Below are 14,057 nucleotides of genomic sequence, written 5' to 3' on the forward strand. Positions count from 1 at the left end.
ATGGCACTCGACATCCTCATCGTCGACGACGAACGCGATATTCGGGAGCTCGTGGCCGGCGTCTTGAGCGACGAAGGCTACGAATGTCGCACCGCGGCCGACAGCACTTCGGCACTTGCCGCGGTCGATGAAAAGCGGCCCAGCCTGGTCCTGCTCGACGTCTGGCTTCACGGCAGCCAGATGGACGGCCTCGAAGTGCTCGATGCCATCAAGGTCCGCGAGCCGGAATTGCCGGTCATCATCTTCTCCGGTCACGGCAATATCGATACTGCTGTATCTGCCGTCAGTCGCGGCGCAATGGACTTCATCGAAAAGCCTTTCGAGGCGGAACGCCTGCTTCACCTGGTAGAACGGGCGACCGAAACGGAGCGTCTCCGGCGCGAAAATTCCCGACTTCGGGAGGGCATGGGCGAGGGCGGCGAGTTCACAGGCAATTCCGCCGCCATCAATGCAGTCCGCGCGACGCTGAAGAGAGTGGCGAACACTGGCAGTCGCGTCCTGATCAGCGGTCCTGCGGGCTCCGGCAAGGAAGTCGCCGCCCGATTGTTGCACAGCTGGTCCACCCGTGCCGACAAACCGTTTATCGTTGTCAATTCTGCCCGGATTACCCCGGAACGTTTCGAAGAAGAGCTCTTCGGGGAAGAAGCCGAAGGTAAGCTAGTGCGTCCCGGCCTCTTGGAAACTGCCGACGGCGGTACGCTCTACCTCGATGAGGTGGCAGACATGCCGCTTTCAACGCAGGCGCGGATCCTGCGGGTCCTCACCGACCAGAGCTTCGTGCGCGTCGGCGGAACGCGCCAGATCGGGGTCGATGTGAGGGTCGTCTCTTCCACCGCCCGCGACCTGGAAGCGGAAATGGCCGAAAAACGCTTCCGCGAAGATCTCTTTTACCGGCTCAACGTGGTCCCCGTCGAAGTCCCGTCCCTGTCGGAAAGGCGGGACGACATACCGTCATTGGCGGAACACTTCTTTGCACGCTACGCGATCGAGCAAGGCATCCGCCCTCCGGAAATCAGCGAGGAAGCGATGGCGGCGCTCCAGGCATACGACTGGCCCGGCAACGTGCGCCAACTTCGCAATGTCGTAGAGCGCACCATCATCCTCACTCCGCGCGAGAACCTCGACACTGTCGAAGCCGACATGCTTTCGGAAGAAGTGACGGGCGGGAAGCTGGGTGACAGCGGCGGCATGGCACAGCTGATGGGAGCCCCCTTGCGGGAAGCGCGCGAAAGCTTCGAACGCGAGTACCTTGCCATCCAGATCCGCCGGTTCTCCGGCAACATCTCGAAAACCGCGAGCTTCATCGGGATGGAGCGATCGGCATTGCACCGGAAACTCAAGCTCCTCGGCATGGCCGAGCGCCGAAACAACGAACGCAAATAGGCCCGGCCACAACCTGCCCTTTTGCGACAGTAGAATAATCCTGTTGCCCAAGAAGCGCGGAAACGTCACATTGCCCCTGGTTGCGGGACTCGTTGCCCGAACCCCGGACGCCGCAAGAGCGTCCAGATTGCGTCTGCCGATGCAGGCGCCAAAAAGAAGGAGCGATGATTATGGCCGGCGAACGCACCCTATCTGCGCGACCACGCGCAGCCCAGGAACAGCAAGGCAAGGGCAAGGCCCCGAGCTTGCAGGACGCATTTCTCAACCTGCTGCGCAAGAACAAGGCCCCGGTAACGGTATTTCTCGTCAAGGGCGTGAAGCTGCAGGGCATTGTCACCTGGTTCGACAATTTCTCGATCCTGTTGCGGCGCGACGGACAGTCGCAGCTCGTCTACAAGCACGCGGTCAGCACGATCATGCCGGGACAACCGGTGGATGCCGAACAGTTCGCCAGCCAGGGATCGGGCGCAAAGCAGCGGTTGTTGCAGGACGTCTTTCTTAGCCGGGTTAGCGAGGCAGAGGCGCAAGTGACGATGTTCCTCGTGAACGGCGTCATGCTCCAGGGCAAGATCGCCGCCTACGACCTTTTTTGCATGATGCTGGAACGCGATGGCTATGTGCAGCTTGCATACAAGCACGCCGTATCCACTATCCAACCTGCTACCCCGGTCGATCTGTCCGAGGATTGGGACGAGGACGAACACTGAGCTTCGATGACGACCTGATGGGCGAAGTCTCGCGCGGTGCGCGAGCCCTCGTCGTGTGCCCCGACATCAGGGGTATGGCCTATGACCTCGATGCGGAAAGCCGTCTCGAGGAAGCGGAAGGCCTTGCCCTTGCGATCGGCATAGTGGTGGCTGACAGCTTCGTGCTGCCTGTCCGCGACGTGAAACCGAACCTCCTGTTCGGGTCGGGGCAGGTGGAAAACATCCGCATTGCTTGCGAACAGAACGAAGCGGAACTGGTCGTCGTCGACGGTGCGCTCAGCCCGATCCAGCAGCGCAATCTCGAAGACAAGCTGGCGCGAAAGGTCATCGACCGGACGGGACTGATCCTCGAAATCTTCGGCGAACGTGCGGCCACAGCCGAAGGGCGCCTGCAGGTCGAACTCGCCCATCTTGATTACCAGCAAAGCCGCCTGGTGCGCAGCTGGACCCACCTTGAGCGCCAGCGTGGTGGCTTCGGCTTCCTGGGCGGTCCTGGTGAAACGCAGATCGAAGCCGACAGGCGTATGATCCGCCAGCGCATGGGACGCCTGCGCAAGGAACTGGAACAGGTTCGCAAGACGCGCGGCCTTCACCGCGAACGGCGCGAGCGTGCCCCTTGGCCTGTCGTAGCACTTGTCGGCTACACCAATGCGGGAAAATCGACGCTCTTCAACCGGCTGACCGGCGCCGAGGTCATGGCCGAAGACCTGCTGTTCGCAACCCTGGACCCGACGATGCGGGCGATCGCGCTCCCGGGGGTCGAGAAGGCCATATTGTCCGACACGGTCGGCTTCATTTCCGACCTGCCCACACAGCTCGTGGCGGCATTCAGGGCAACATTGGAAGAAGTGACCGCGGCGGATCTGATCTGCCATGTGCGCGATATGTCCAACCCTTCGGCGGACGCACAAAAAGCACAAGTTCTCAACGTTTTGCGCGATCTTGATGTGATCAGCTCGGAGGACGGAACCGAAGCGATCCCGATCCTGGAAGTGTGGAACAAATGGGATCTGCTCGACAAAGAGACAGCCGAAGAACTCGGCGGGCTGGCGCAAGCTTCCGATGACGTGGTCGCCTTATCGGCGCTGAGCGGGGAAGGGGTGCCCCAATTCCTCGAGCGGGTGGGGGAAATCCTGACGTCCCAGGCCACGGTACGCCAGTTCGAATTACCGGCCAGCGACGGACGCCGGATCGCCTGGCTTCATGCTCACGGCGACATTTTGGAGGAAGAGGCGCTGGAGGAGGGGGCCAAGGGGCCCACGAGGCGCTTCACGGTCAGGCTCAATCCCAAGGAATTGGGCCAGTTCGAAAGCCTCTGATCAGGACTTTTCGGCGCGCTTGACCGCCTGCCACAGCTCCTCCTGCGCCTCGAGAGAACGTGTGTCGAAATCGCCGCCGGCTAGGTCTTCCATCGCCCGGAAACGCCGTTCGAACTTGGCATTTGCGGCACGCAAGGCCTGTTCCGCATCGATGCCGTAAGCGCGTACGAGATTAACAGCGGCGAATAGCAAATCGCCGGCTTCCTCTTCGCGCTCTTCGGGCGATGCATCGCCTAGCTCCTCGATTTCCTCGAGTACCTTTGCGCGCGGACCTTCGGCGTCAGGCCAGTCAAAGCCGTGACGAGCGGCACGCTTTTGAAGTTTTTGCGAGCGCATCAGCGCCGGCAGTGCCTTTGCGACACCGTCCATGGCGCTGTCCGATCCTGCCTCACTGCGTTCCGCAGCCTTGAGATCTTCCCATCGGGTCTCTTCCATGACGCCGCCTTCGTCACCGAAGATGTGGGGGTGACGACGCTCCATCTTGTCAGAGATCGACTCGACGACCGCTCCGAAATCGAAATGATGTTCCTCTGAGGCCATCTGAGCGTGAAAGACGACCTGGAAAAGAAGGTCACCAAGTTCGCCTTTGAGATCCTTATAGTCTTTGCGCTCGATCGCATCGGCAACCTCATAGGCTTCCTCGATCGTGTATGGTGCGATGGTTTCGAAGCTTTGGGCCGTATCCCATTCGCAGCCGCGTTCCGGGTCACGCAGACGTTTCATGATCGTCAGGAGGCGGTCTATATTCTGGGTCATATTGTCTACCGGAGTGGGGATAAGCTCTACATGGAGATGCTGCTGCGACGGACGCCTATCTTGGTGTGATAATATATATTATGTTAAATGACGACCGAGGCGACGCGTCATCGAGGTCTCAGTCCATCCCCGTTAGCCAGCTCACCAGGATGTAAGCTCCGAGGATAATTCCAACCCAGATCGCGGCAATTTTGACCATCTTGCTCCCGGTCATGCCGTCGCGGCGCATTCCGGTCAGGTATGCGATTGCCAATGCGCCCATCAATGCAGCCCACACCCAGCCACCGCCGCTCATAATCCGATCTCCAATCCGTCATAGCCGACTATAAAGCCTCTCGGCACCTCAGCCTCGAGCGCCGCATAGTCCATGCTCTTGTCTAGATGCGTCAACACCGCACGCTTCGCCTTGCAGCGCCGTGCAAAATCTATGGCCATCTCCAGATGTGCATGAGTTGGATGCGGACGCCTTCGAAGGCAATCGACCACAAGGAGATCAGTGCCCTTGAAGCACGAAACCATTTCCTTCGTAATCTCGCTGAAGTCTGTCGCATAACCGATTGATTTACCGTCGGCTTCGAACCGAAATCCGGTGCTGGTCACCGGCCCGTGCGGCATCTCGACATACTTGAAATCGAAGCCTGCAACCAAGCGAACCTGGCCAACTTCCTGCAAATCCATCAGCGTCGGATAGCCAAACTGTCCCTCGAACACGTAATCGAACCGCTTGCGCAGACGGTCGCAGGTAACCTTGCTTGCGTATCCCGGAAGAGGATTGGTGCGATCGTATCGCATTACCCTGAGATCATCGATCCCATGGCAGTGATCCGCATGGTCATGCGTCCAGAAGACAGCGTCGACCTTGGCTACGTTGTTTGCCAAGAGCTGCGCTCGCAAGTCGGTCGACGTATCGATCAGCACGCGTTTGCCCGCGTCGTTCTCGACGATGATCGAGACCCGCGTGCGGCGATTGCGCGGGTTCCCGGGGTCGCATTCACCCCAGTCGTTCCCGATGCGAGGCACGCCGGTCGACGTACCGGAGCCAAGCATCAAGAGCTTCATGCGGCCGCCTTGGAAAACAGACTGTAGAAGTTTTCAGTCGTGTAGGTGCCAAGTTCCTCGAGCGTTTCACCGCGCAATTCGGCGATGAAACTTGCCGTATCCCGCACAAACCCCGGCTCGCACGGTTTCCCGCGATGCGGTACCGGTGCGAGAAACGGGCTATCCGTTTCGACAAGCAGGCGCCCGGACGGAATTGCCTTCGCAACCTCCTGCAAATCCTTGGCATTCTTGAAGGTCACGATGCCGGATATGGAGATGGAGAGACCGAGCTTCAGGACCGCCTCGCCGAACGCGGCCGATGCCGTGAAGCAGTGGATGAGCGCAGGGAAGGCCCCCTTCTCCATCTCGTCGGTGAGGATGGAGAGCGTATCGTCTTCCGCGTCGCGCGTGTGGATGATGACCGGCAAACCTGTCTTGCGCGCAACATCGATATGAATGCGGAAAAGTCGCTGCTGCTCTTCGCGATCCGAATGATCGTAATAGTAGTCGAGACCGGTTTCACCCAGCCCGATGACCTTCGGGTGGCTGGCCGCCTGGAGCAATTCCTCGCGCGTCAGATCTGGATGGTCATCGGCATTGTGCGGATGTATGCCGACGCTGGCCCACACATCGCTTTGCGCGGCTGCGGTGCCGATGACCTGATCCCACTCGTCCCGCTTGGTGGAAATGTTGAGGAAGCCCCCTACCCCGGCGTGCCGGGCACGATCGAGCACGTCCGCCTGATTTTCGACAAGGCCTTCGTATTCGAGGTGGCAATGGCTGTCGACGAGCATCAGGACGCCGTTTCCGTTTCGGGCAGTTCGAGCCGCGGGAATGCGGGTACCGGCTTCTCGATCGTGTGCCCCGAGGCGATCAGGGCCGGGAACCAGCCCTCGTCTGCGAGATCGCCGTAGGTTCGCCGGTCTGCCGCGACGCCAAGCTGGTCGAGGACGGCGCCGGCTTTGGTCGGGACCACGGGCTGGATTGCGATTGCAAGGTCGCGAATTGCAATGAAGAGGGTCTGCAGGACCGCCTGCATCCGGTCCGGATCGGATTTCTTCAATCCCCAGGGCGCCTGCTCGTCAACATAGGCGTTGCAGGCGAAAACTGCCTTCAGCCAGGCTTCGATCCCGACACTGAAATTCAGTGCCTCGAATTCCTTGGGGAGGACCTCGCGACACGCATTCTGGACAGTACCCAGCAAAGCCTTGTCATCGCCATTGGGTTCGAACTTGGACAGCTTCCCGTCCATGTTCTTGTGGATCATCGAAAGGGTACGCTGCGCGAGGTTGCCGAAGCTGTTCGCCAGCTCCGCATTCACCTTGTTTACAAGCGCTTCTGCAGAATAGCTGCCGTCCTTACCGAAGACGACTTCGGCCATCAGGAAGTAGCGCAGGGAATCCACGCCGAACAGGTCGACCAGCTCGTTCGGGTCGGTGACATTACCTGCGGATTTCGATTCCTTGACGCCTCGGTTGAGCAGGAAGCCGTGGCCGAAAACGTGCTGCGGCACGGGGATGTCGGCGCTCATCAGGAAGGCGGGCCAGTAGATCGTGTGGAAACGCACGATGTCCTTGCCGATCAGGTGAAGGCTGGCGGGCCAGTATTTGTCCCAGGCCTCGCCACCATCGGGATATCCGACACCCGTGATGTAATTGGTCAGCGCGTCGACCCACACGTACATCACGTGATTGTCGTGGCCCGGTACCTTAACACCCCAATCGAAACTGGTGCGACTGACGGAAAGGTCCTTGAGGCCGCCCTCCACGAAAGCGATCATCTCGTTGCGGCGGCTTGCGGGCTCCAGGAAACCCGGGGTTTTCAGCAGTTCGAGCAGCGGCTCGGCGTATTTCGACAGCCGGAAAAACCAGGTCTCTTCTTCGGTCCACTCAACCGGAGTGCCTTGGGGAGATAGTTTTTCGCCCCCCTCCCCTTCGACGAGTTCCTTCTCGTCGTAGTAGGCTTCGTCGCGAACAGAATACCAACCTTCGTAGCGGTCTAGATAGAGATCGCCCTTGGCCTCCATCGCCTGCCAGATAGCGCGGCTAGCCTTATGGTGATCCTCGTCGGTCGTCCGGATAAAGCGGTCGTAGGTGATATCGAGACGGTCGAACAAGTCCTTGAACGCGCCGGACATTTCATCGGCCAGCTCGCGCGGGGTCTTGCCCATATCGCGTGCTTTCTGCGCCATTTTGAGGCCGTGCTCATCGGTCCCGGTCTGGAACCGCACGTCTCGACCCATCAGGCGCTGGAAGCGAGCGATGACGTCTGCAGCGATCGTCTCGTAGGCGTGGCCGATATGCGGCTTGCCATTGGGGTAGTGGATCGCGGTGGTAATGTAGAAAGGATCAGCCATTGCGGCGCTCGCTAGCCGCCCCGGCAGCGGCGAGCAAGGTGCCGATTTCCATCGCGAGCAATCCAAGGTCGAAATTGTAGGTCGGCTGCTCGCCGGTCAGGCGCACGAGTTCGCTATGCGTCTCCACTAGCTTGCGGGGATCGGCACCGGCATGATCCACCCTTTCCGCGAGTATCGCGCGAGCGAGATCGAGTATGGCCTGCAGCCTCGGGATGTCCTGCTTGGCCCCGATGACGCCAGCCAGTTCACCGCGAAGCGCAAAATCCCTGTCGCCCTTCTCGATGATTGTCCGCATCAGGCGCGCAGCCGACCCGAGATCGCGTTCGACGAAGGACAGCGCGGCGCCGGGAGAACCGGCAGCGGCGTCGATGGAGGCATCTCTCGTGGCGATGTCGGCATCCGGAGCGAGCTCCCGAAGCAACGCGTCCATCTGTTCCTTTGAAAGGGTGGGAAAGCGGACGGTCCGGCAGCGAGAGCGGATGGTTGGCAAGAGACGTGCGGGACTATGCGCGACGAGCAGGAAGAACGTTCCTTCGGGCGGCTCTTCGAGACTTTTCAAAAGAGCGTTCGATGCGCCTGTCTCCATGTCGTCGGCCGGATCGATGATGACGGCCCTACGGTTCCCCATGGTGGGACGTGTCGTCAGGCGCCTCTGGATTTCCCGAACCTGCTCCACCTTGATGCCGCGTGCGAGATCATAGGGCTTGCCGTCGTCGCGCTTCTTTGCCTCTTCCTTGTTCTTCGGACCGTAGGTGAGGGTGAGGATGTCGGGATGGTCCCCGAAACCTGGATCCACACCGACAAGCTCTCTCGCGGCAGCTTGGGCAAAACTGGCCTTGCCCAGCCCCTTTTTACCCGCCAGCAGCCAGGCGTGATGCATCCGCGCGCCGCCCAATGCCGATCGCCATTCGGCCCAGGCATCATCGTGACCGACGAGGCTCAAGGGCGCGCCTCCGGCAACATCGGAGAGAGGGCGGCAAGAACGCGCTGATGCACCTCCTCCACGGTTCCCTCTCCGTCGATAATCCGGAAGCGGTCGGGCTCTTCGGACGCGAATGCTTCGAAGGCGGAATTCACAGCAAGGTGGTAGCTGTCATCGCGACCGCCGATGGCATCCGTCTCGTCGCCGTCTCGCGCGCGCAGGCGCTCTTGAACGTGATCCGCCGAAGCACTGAGAACGATCGTAGCATCCGGCAGGAGACCGTGACTTCCGATCGCATGGAGCTGGCGCACGGCAGCGTCACCCAGCTGCCCTGCCCTGCCCTGATATGCCCGGCTCGAATCCAGGTAGCGATCGCAAATGACCCACGACCCTTCTTGGATAGCCGGCCTGATCAGGCGTGCGACATGGTCCGAACGCGCGGCTGCGAACAACAGGGCTTCTGCTTCCGCTTCCCAGCCTTCGCCCGGCGGGTGGAGGAGCAGCTGACGAATGGCCTCCGCCCCCGGTGTTCCGCCCGGTTCGCGCGTGAGGACCGCATTCAAGCCACGACCTTCGAGGAAGCTAGCCAGCAGGCGCGCCTGGGTCGATTTGCCCATGCCTTCGCCACCCTCGAATGAAATGAAGCGTCCCTTGGTCATCGCAGCCATCCGCGAAACCCGTTTGCCACCCGGTCAAGGAAGCCCGCTTCACCCACATCCGCTGCGGCGTGCAGTGGTATACGATATTCCGGCAGGCCTTCCGCCCGGACCAGAAGTTCGGCGACTTGCTCGTTTTCCGCAATGGGAGCGCGGAGCGGGCCGCGATAACTGATGGTCATCTCGATCCTGGGATCGGCGCCGCCAGGGAGACTGACGTACACTCCTACCGGTGCGACGAGATTCACTGTACCGGCGCCGCCACCTTGGACCTGCGCTTCTCCGACGATTGCACCTCTTGGCAGCAACTGCTTTTGCTCGAACTCGCGAAAACCCCACTCGAGTAGCTCTCGCGAAGCGCGGTCTCGCACGGAGGAGCCAGGACTACCTGCTACCACCATGACAAGGCGCCGTCCGTTTCGCTCCGCCGAACCGAGAAATCCGTAGCCCGCCTGGTTGGTGAAGCCTGTCTTGATCCCGTCCGCACCGCGCACACGGCCCGAGATAGGATCGTGGTTGGGCTGCGTAATATCGTTGTAGGTATATTCGGTTCGCCCGACGTAATGCCGGTACTTAGAGGGATGCCTGCCGATCATCGATGCGGCGAGTGTTCCCAGATCGCGCGCGGTCGTGAACGTCTTGCCATTGTCCATCCAGCCATTCGGTGTCCCGAAGTGACTGTCGCGCATACCGATTTCACGCGCCTTCGCGTTCATTTCGGACACCCACGCATCTATCGAACCTGCTGCCCCATGAGCCAAGGCCGCTGCGCCGTCGTTTGCAGAAACCGTAGTGACCCCATGAATAAGGTCGTCGACCGTGACGCGGGCGCGATTAGGGAGAAACATGGTGGAACCGACGTTATTCCACTCATGCCAGATTTCCGGGTCGACTGTGAAGACCTGGCGGGGCACCAGACGCCCTTCCTCGATCCATTCGAAAGCGAGGAAGGTCGTCATGACCTTGGTAATAGACGCCGGCATGAATCGCCTGTCAGCTTCCCGCGATAACAGGACCTGCCCGCTGGTAAGGTCCAGCAAATAGGCGATCGGCGCATCCTCTGTCGCCGGAGGCCGGGCGCTCTCCACCTGGGCGGAAAGCGGTTGGGCTGCAAGAATGCAGGCGGTCGCATATGCGATCAAGCGGGTCGGTATCGGCAAACGTTTCCACACCGGCTGCCCGGCGTTCCCAATGACTGTTCGAACTCGGCTACAGGTATAGCCAGCCCCGCTGCGATTGGCGAGTTGCTCTCCGACCTTTCCACCGGACTAATCCGGCCGAGAAATTCCGTCAGCGAGCGATCTCGTCTGCCAGCAGGCCAACGCTCATAGCGTAGTAATTGGAGCAGTTATATTCGAGGATCACGCGATAGTTCGAGGTGAGAAGCCAGGCAGGTGTGCCCGGACCGTCAGGCTGGAACAACGAGACCATGGTACCAGGTGCCAGCGGAATCTGCGGCTGAACACCAAGCTCTCTCCATTCCTCGACGGTCTTGTACTGGCTGTGGCGTTCATGAACACGCGAGCAGACAGGCGCTTCAAGCTTCGTGCGGTAGCGGTCGACGTCGAAACCAGACGGGACGTAGGCACTCACTCCCCATGGCTGACCGGTCCGCCAGCCCGCATCGCGGAAATAATTGGCGATCGACGCCAGCGCATCGGCGCGGCTGTTCATTATGTCGGCGCGCCCGTCGCCGTTTCCGTCCGCGGCCAGGCGAAGGTAGACGCTGGGGAGAAATTGCGGATTGCCGAACGCACCGGCCCAGCTTCCCTTGAGCTCGCTGCGGGAATAGCCCTTGTCGGCGACCTTCATCAGCGCGACGAATTCACCCGCGAACAATTCACGTCGGCGCCCTTCCCAGGCAAGAGTTGCCAGGGCCTGTGACAGGTCGAACCCGCCCTTTACCGCTCCATACGCAGTTTCGTGCCCCCAGATTGCGACCAGGATTTCGCCGGGAACTCCGAACCTGCGCTCCAGAGCCACAAGCTCGGAGCGGGCGTTGGCATAGTTGCGCCGCCCCCCGGAAATCCGTGCATCGTCGACATGGGTCGCGATGTATGGCGCAAGCGGCGGATAGCCCGAACGTGTGGGAGAACCCGGCTGCGACCGATCGAGCTGAATTACCCGCGTATTGGGCTCGAGCCCTGCAGTCATTCGCTGCAAGGTCGCTTCGCTCACTCCTTCAGCCCTCGCCTGCGCGATCAGCAGCTGCAGGTACGCGTCGAAAGACATGTCCTGCGCCGCAGCAGGCGAAGTTGCTGAGGCAAGTAAGGTGGCGAACAAAAACGAGAAAATCGGGCGTCGGGTCATTGGCATAGCTTTGCAGTAGGACTGTGAACGTGAGATGTCATCCGTAACCCTACTATGCAAAACCATTGTCAGTTCCGGGATGACAAAGACACTTCGCAACGCTAGCGGGGATGGCGCGGCGGACAGGTGGCAGAGCGGTTGAATGCACCGGTCTTGAAAACCGGCAAGGGTGCAAGCCCTTCGTGGGTTCGAATCCCACCCTGTCCGCCAATTTCGGTCGAGACCATCAGGATCGCTCGCGTAATAATATTACGCAAACCCTTTTCAATATTCCTGTAGATTTCCGCCAAAATACGATTGACTTTGCAAGCGAGTTGACTCGTCCACCCGAAGAGTTAACTTCTTGTTAACCCTTTTGGCAGGCGAGTCGTTTTCGATCCTGCACAATCAGGGATCAAATAGAATCCATGGGCCGCCTTGCGATGCAGACTTCGGACTAATGTCCGGATGCGTCGAAGGCATCTATTTCGCCTTCCTCTCGTCTGTTTTGCAAGACGCGCACCATCAACAGAGCGGCTGATCAAACGCCGCCTGGGGCCGCCTAATTGCAATTCATGGCGTTAGGGGAAGAGATATGCCTATCCTGGTAGATGAAGACGGCGACGGAATCGTTGATCGCGACGATGATAATTCCACGCTTGGAATTCCGGCACTGGTTGACGAGAGCGGCGATGGCAAAGATGATGTGGATCTGCGAACGGATGGTGCGTCGGCCGAAGTCAACGGAGCGTTAGTCGCTACAGGCTCGGTCAATTCCGGCACAGGCAATTTCAACGATTTCCTTGGCGTCCAGAACACGGGAACCGAGTTCGGTTTCAATACCGATACCCCCGATCCCTCCAACCCCCATATCAAGACTTCCTCCAACTTCACGAAGACGATCAAGCTCAGCGAAGTCGGCATCGTGACGATCGACGGCGTCGACTATTACCAGTTTCTGCTCGATGTGAACGAGAGCAACGCGAACCCGACCGAGCAACAGATTTCGCTCGACAGCTTCAAACTCTACACCTCTCTCGATGGTACGATATCGACACTTACCGACCTGGAGGCCCAGCACCTCGCATTCGATATCGACAATGCCGATCCCGGAAATGCAGCGACCGAAAACGATATCTCGATCCTGTTTACGGATGCCTATTCCTCGGGGAGCGGACGGTCCGATCTTTCCATCCTGGTACCGGTGGACGCCATCGAGGCGCAAGGCGATGGACCTGCTGACACCTACATCTACCTCTACACTGAATTCGGCTACGCCGGTGAGGACTTCCGGACAGACGCGACCTTCGAGGAATGGCGGACGGTCGATGCAGTCACCCTGCAGGGCACCAAGTTCAACGATCTGAACCAGGACGGCATTCGGCAGGAGGCTGGTGCAGACGGCATTCTCGGCAACGCAGATGATGAAGTAGGGCTGGAAGGCTGGACCATCTTCATCGATTCGAATGGCAACGGAGTACTCGATGCAGACGAGCGCTCCACGGTCACCGATGCGGACGGCAATTACTTCTTCTATGGCGTCCAATCCGATGCGACTTACACGATTGACGAAGATCTGAGCGGGCGGCCCGATTGGATTCAGACGACCGGTGAAAACGAAACCGTCACGGTCCCCGGCAACGCAGAGACCGGGTCCAACATAATCGTCGACCCCATCGGCAACTACCAGTTGATGCCCAGCATCCACCTCGTGAAGGAAGTGCCCGAGATCATCGGAGGCAGCGGCCTAAACGGGTTGGCGGGCGCCGATAGCCCGGGCGACCAGATCGTCTATCTATTCACGGTCACCAACAACGGCGACCTCGCCCTAACCGATGTCGATCTGACCGATCCCAACATCGACGGCGGCTCGCTAGTCCGCCTCGACGATATTATCGGCAATAACGACGATGTTCTCGATGTCGGAGAGAAATGGGCGTTCACCGCGACCCATACAGTCACGCAGGACGAGCTGGATTCGAATGGCGATGACAGCTCCGATGGTCCGGATGGCGACATCGACAACACCGCAACCGTAACGGCACAATCTGCTGGTGGGGAAGTATCCGCAAACGACGACGAGGATGCCCCCCTTCTGCAGATTCCAGGCATCGAAGTACTCAAGTCCGTCGATTCCGTTGAGGATGACGACGACTTCGGCGGTTCGGGCCAAGTAGACAGTGCCGGCGACGTCATCAATTACAACATCACCATCGCGAACACAGGAAATTTCGCGTTGTCCGGTGTGACGATGACCGACAAGGTGGAGGCATATTCCAGCGTCAACGCCACCCCTGTCGAAGATGGCTTCGGCTTCAATATCGGGGACACCGACGCTGACGGATACCTCGATGTAGACGAGGTCTGGGAATACACCGCAAGCTATACCGTTACGCAGGAAGACATCGACAATGGCGGAGGAGGTGATGGCGCGATCGACAACGTCGCGACTGGTGACACCAATGAAACTCTGCCCGATCAGGACGACGCGACCGTTCCTATAGTGGATGCGCCCGCCATCAACATCGTGAAGGAAGGCGTCTCCGACGATCCGGACTGCACCGATGCAGGCGATACGATCACCTACACCTATACGGTGACCAACACCGGCAATGTCGCGCTGAGCGGCGT

General features: G+C 59.8%; 13 protein-coding genes and 1 tRNA gene. 5 read left to right on the top strand and 9 right to left on the bottom strand.

Annotated features, from left to right (window positions below):
• The 3 genes from LCM24_RS12895 to hflX all read left to right on the top strand — a co-directional run bounded on the left by LCM24_RS12895 (position 1) and on the right by hflX (position 3,409).
• A complete protein-coding gene (locus tag LCM24_RS12895) occupies positions 1-1,383 on the top strand; it encodes a sigma-54-dependent transcriptional regulator (protein ID WP_224804900.1) in 1,383 nt (460 codons plus the stop codon).
• 170 nt (positions 1,384-1,553) lie between these two features.
• Positions 1,554-2,090, top strand: coding sequence for an RNA chaperone Hfq (gene hfq, locus LCM24_RS12900; RefSeq protein WP_224804902.1), 537 nt, complete (start codon positions 1,554-1,556; stop codon positions 2,088-2,090).
• A gap of 17 nt (positions 2,091-2,107) precedes the next feature.
• Entirely contained in the window at positions 2,108-3,409 is a 1,302-nt protein-coding gene (gene hflX / locus LCM24_RS12905) for a GTPase HflX (protein ID WP_224804904.1), read from the top strand.
• Here hflX and mazG read toward each other — a convergent pair whose 3' ends face one another.
• The 9 genes from mazG to LCM24_RS12950 form a co-directional block, all read right to left on the bottom strand.
• A complete protein-coding gene (gene mazG / locus LCM24_RS12910; RefSeq protein WP_224804906.1) occupies positions 3,410-4,165 on the bottom strand; it encodes a nucleoside triphosphate pyrophosphohydrolase in 756 nt (251 codons plus the stop codon).
• Positions 4,166-4,283: 118 nt separating this feature from the next.
• The gene (locus LCM24_RS12915; protein ID WP_160594946.1) at positions 4,284-4,460 is read right to left on the bottom strand and encodes a hypothetical protein; all 177 of its coding nucleotides are present in this window, start codon (positions 4,458-4,460) and stop codon (positions 4,284-4,286) included.
• Entirely contained in the window at positions 4,457-5,224 is a 768-nt protein-coding gene (locus tag LCM24_RS12920) for an MBL fold metallo-hydrolase (RefSeq protein ID WP_224804908.1), read from the bottom strand. The genes LCM24_RS12915 and LCM24_RS12920 overlap by 4 nt, the downstream gene beginning before the upstream one ends.
• Positions 5,221-5,997, bottom strand: coding sequence for a TatD family hydrolase (locus LCM24_RS12925; RefSeq protein ID WP_224804910.1), 777 nt, complete (start codon positions 5,995-5,997; stop codon positions 5,221-5,223). The genes LCM24_RS12920 and LCM24_RS12925 overlap by 4 nt, the downstream gene beginning before the upstream one ends.
• Positions 5,997-7,559, bottom strand: a complete 1,563-nt coding sequence (gene metG, locus LCM24_RS12930; RefSeq protein WP_224804912.1) for a methionine--tRNA ligase — start codon at positions 7,557-7,559, stop codon at positions 5,997-5,999. Before metG ends, LCM24_RS12925 begins: the two co-directional genes overlap by 1 nt.
• On the bottom strand, positions 7,552-8,502 hold the full coding sequence (locus LCM24_RS12935) for a DNA polymerase III subunit (RefSeq protein WP_224804914.1): 951 nt from the start codon (positions 8,500-8,502) through the stop codon (positions 7,552-7,554). The genes metG and LCM24_RS12935 overlap by 8 nt, the downstream gene beginning before the upstream one ends.
• Positions 8,499-9,140 carry a dTMP kinase gene (gene tmk, locus LCM24_RS12940; RefSeq protein WP_224804916.1) on the bottom strand — a complete coding sequence of 214 codons (642 nt, stop codon included), beginning with the start codon at positions 9,138-9,140 and terminating at the stop codon, positions 8,499-8,501. Before tmk ends, LCM24_RS12935 begins: the two co-directional genes overlap by 4 nt.
• A complete protein-coding gene (locus tag LCM24_RS12945; RefSeq protein WP_318247373.1) occupies positions 9,137-10,309 on the bottom strand; it encodes a D-alanyl-D-alanine carboxypeptidase family protein in 1,173 nt (390 codons plus the stop codon). Before LCM24_RS12945 ends, tmk begins: the two co-directional genes overlap by 4 nt.
• Positions 10,310-10,427: 118 nt before the next feature.
• On the bottom strand, positions 10,428-11,447 hold the full coding sequence (locus LCM24_RS12950) for a lytic murein transglycosylase (protein ID WP_224804918.1): 1,020 nt from the start codon (positions 11,445-11,447) through the stop codon (positions 10,428-10,430).
• A 120-nt stretch (positions 11,448-11,567) separates the two neighbouring features.
• On the opposite strand from LCM24_RS12950, the gene LCM24_RS12955 reads away from it, so the two are divergent.
• Positions 11,568-11,657 (top strand) — tRNA-Ser (locus LCM24_RS12955).
• Between the two features lie 364 nt (positions 11,658-12,021).
• Positions 12,022-14,057: hypothetical protein (locus LCM24_RS12960; protein ID WP_224804920.1), on the top strand; the 2,036-nt coding region annotated here is incomplete at its 3' end.

It is taken from the genome of Qipengyuania aquimaris (assembly GCF_020171965.1).
In the GTDB taxonomy this organism is placed as follows: Bacteria; Pseudomonadota; Alphaproteobacteria; order Sphingomonadales; family Sphingomonadaceae; genus Qipengyuania; species Qipengyuania aquimaris_A.

Bases quoted from the DNA above. Each gene is read 5' to 3' on its own strand.
- LCM24_RS12895 (WP_224804900.1), top strand. From the start codon at position 1: ATGGCACTCGACATCCTCATCGTCGACGACGAACGCGATATTCGGGAG.
- hfq (WP_224804902.1), top strand. From the start codon at position 1,554: ATGGCCGGCGAACGCACCCTATCTGCGCGACCACGCGCAGCCCAGGAA.
- hflX (WP_224804904.1), top strand. From the start codon at position 2,108: ATGGGCGAAGTCTCGCGCGGTGCGCGAGCCCTCGTCGTGTGCCCCGAC.
- mazG (WP_224804906.1), bottom strand. From the start codon at position 4,165: ATGACCCAGAATATAGACCGCCTCCTGACGATCATGAAACGTCTGCGT.
- LCM24_RS12915 (WP_160594946.1), bottom strand. From the start codon at position 4,460: ATGAGCGGCGGTGGCTGGGTGTGGGCTGCATTGATGGGCGCATTGGCA.
- LCM24_RS12920 (WP_224804908.1), bottom strand. From the start codon at position 5,224: ATGAAGCTCTTGATGCTTGGCTCCGGTACGTCGACCGGCGTGCCTCGC.
- LCM24_RS12925 (WP_224804910.1), bottom strand. From the start codon at position 5,997: ATGCTCGTCGACAGCCATTGCCACCTCGAATACGAAGGCCTTGTCGAA.
- metG (WP_224804912.1), bottom strand. From the start codon at position 7,559: ATGGCTGATCCTTTCTACATTACCACCGCGATCCACTACCCCAATGGC.
- tmk (WP_224804916.1), bottom strand. From the start codon at position 9,140: ATGACCAAGGGACGCTTCATTTCATTCGAGGGTGGCGAAGGCATGGGC.
- LCM24_RS12950 (WP_224804918.1), bottom strand. From the start codon at position 11,447: ATGACCCGACGCCCGATTTTCTCGTTTTTGTTCGCCACCTTACTTGCC.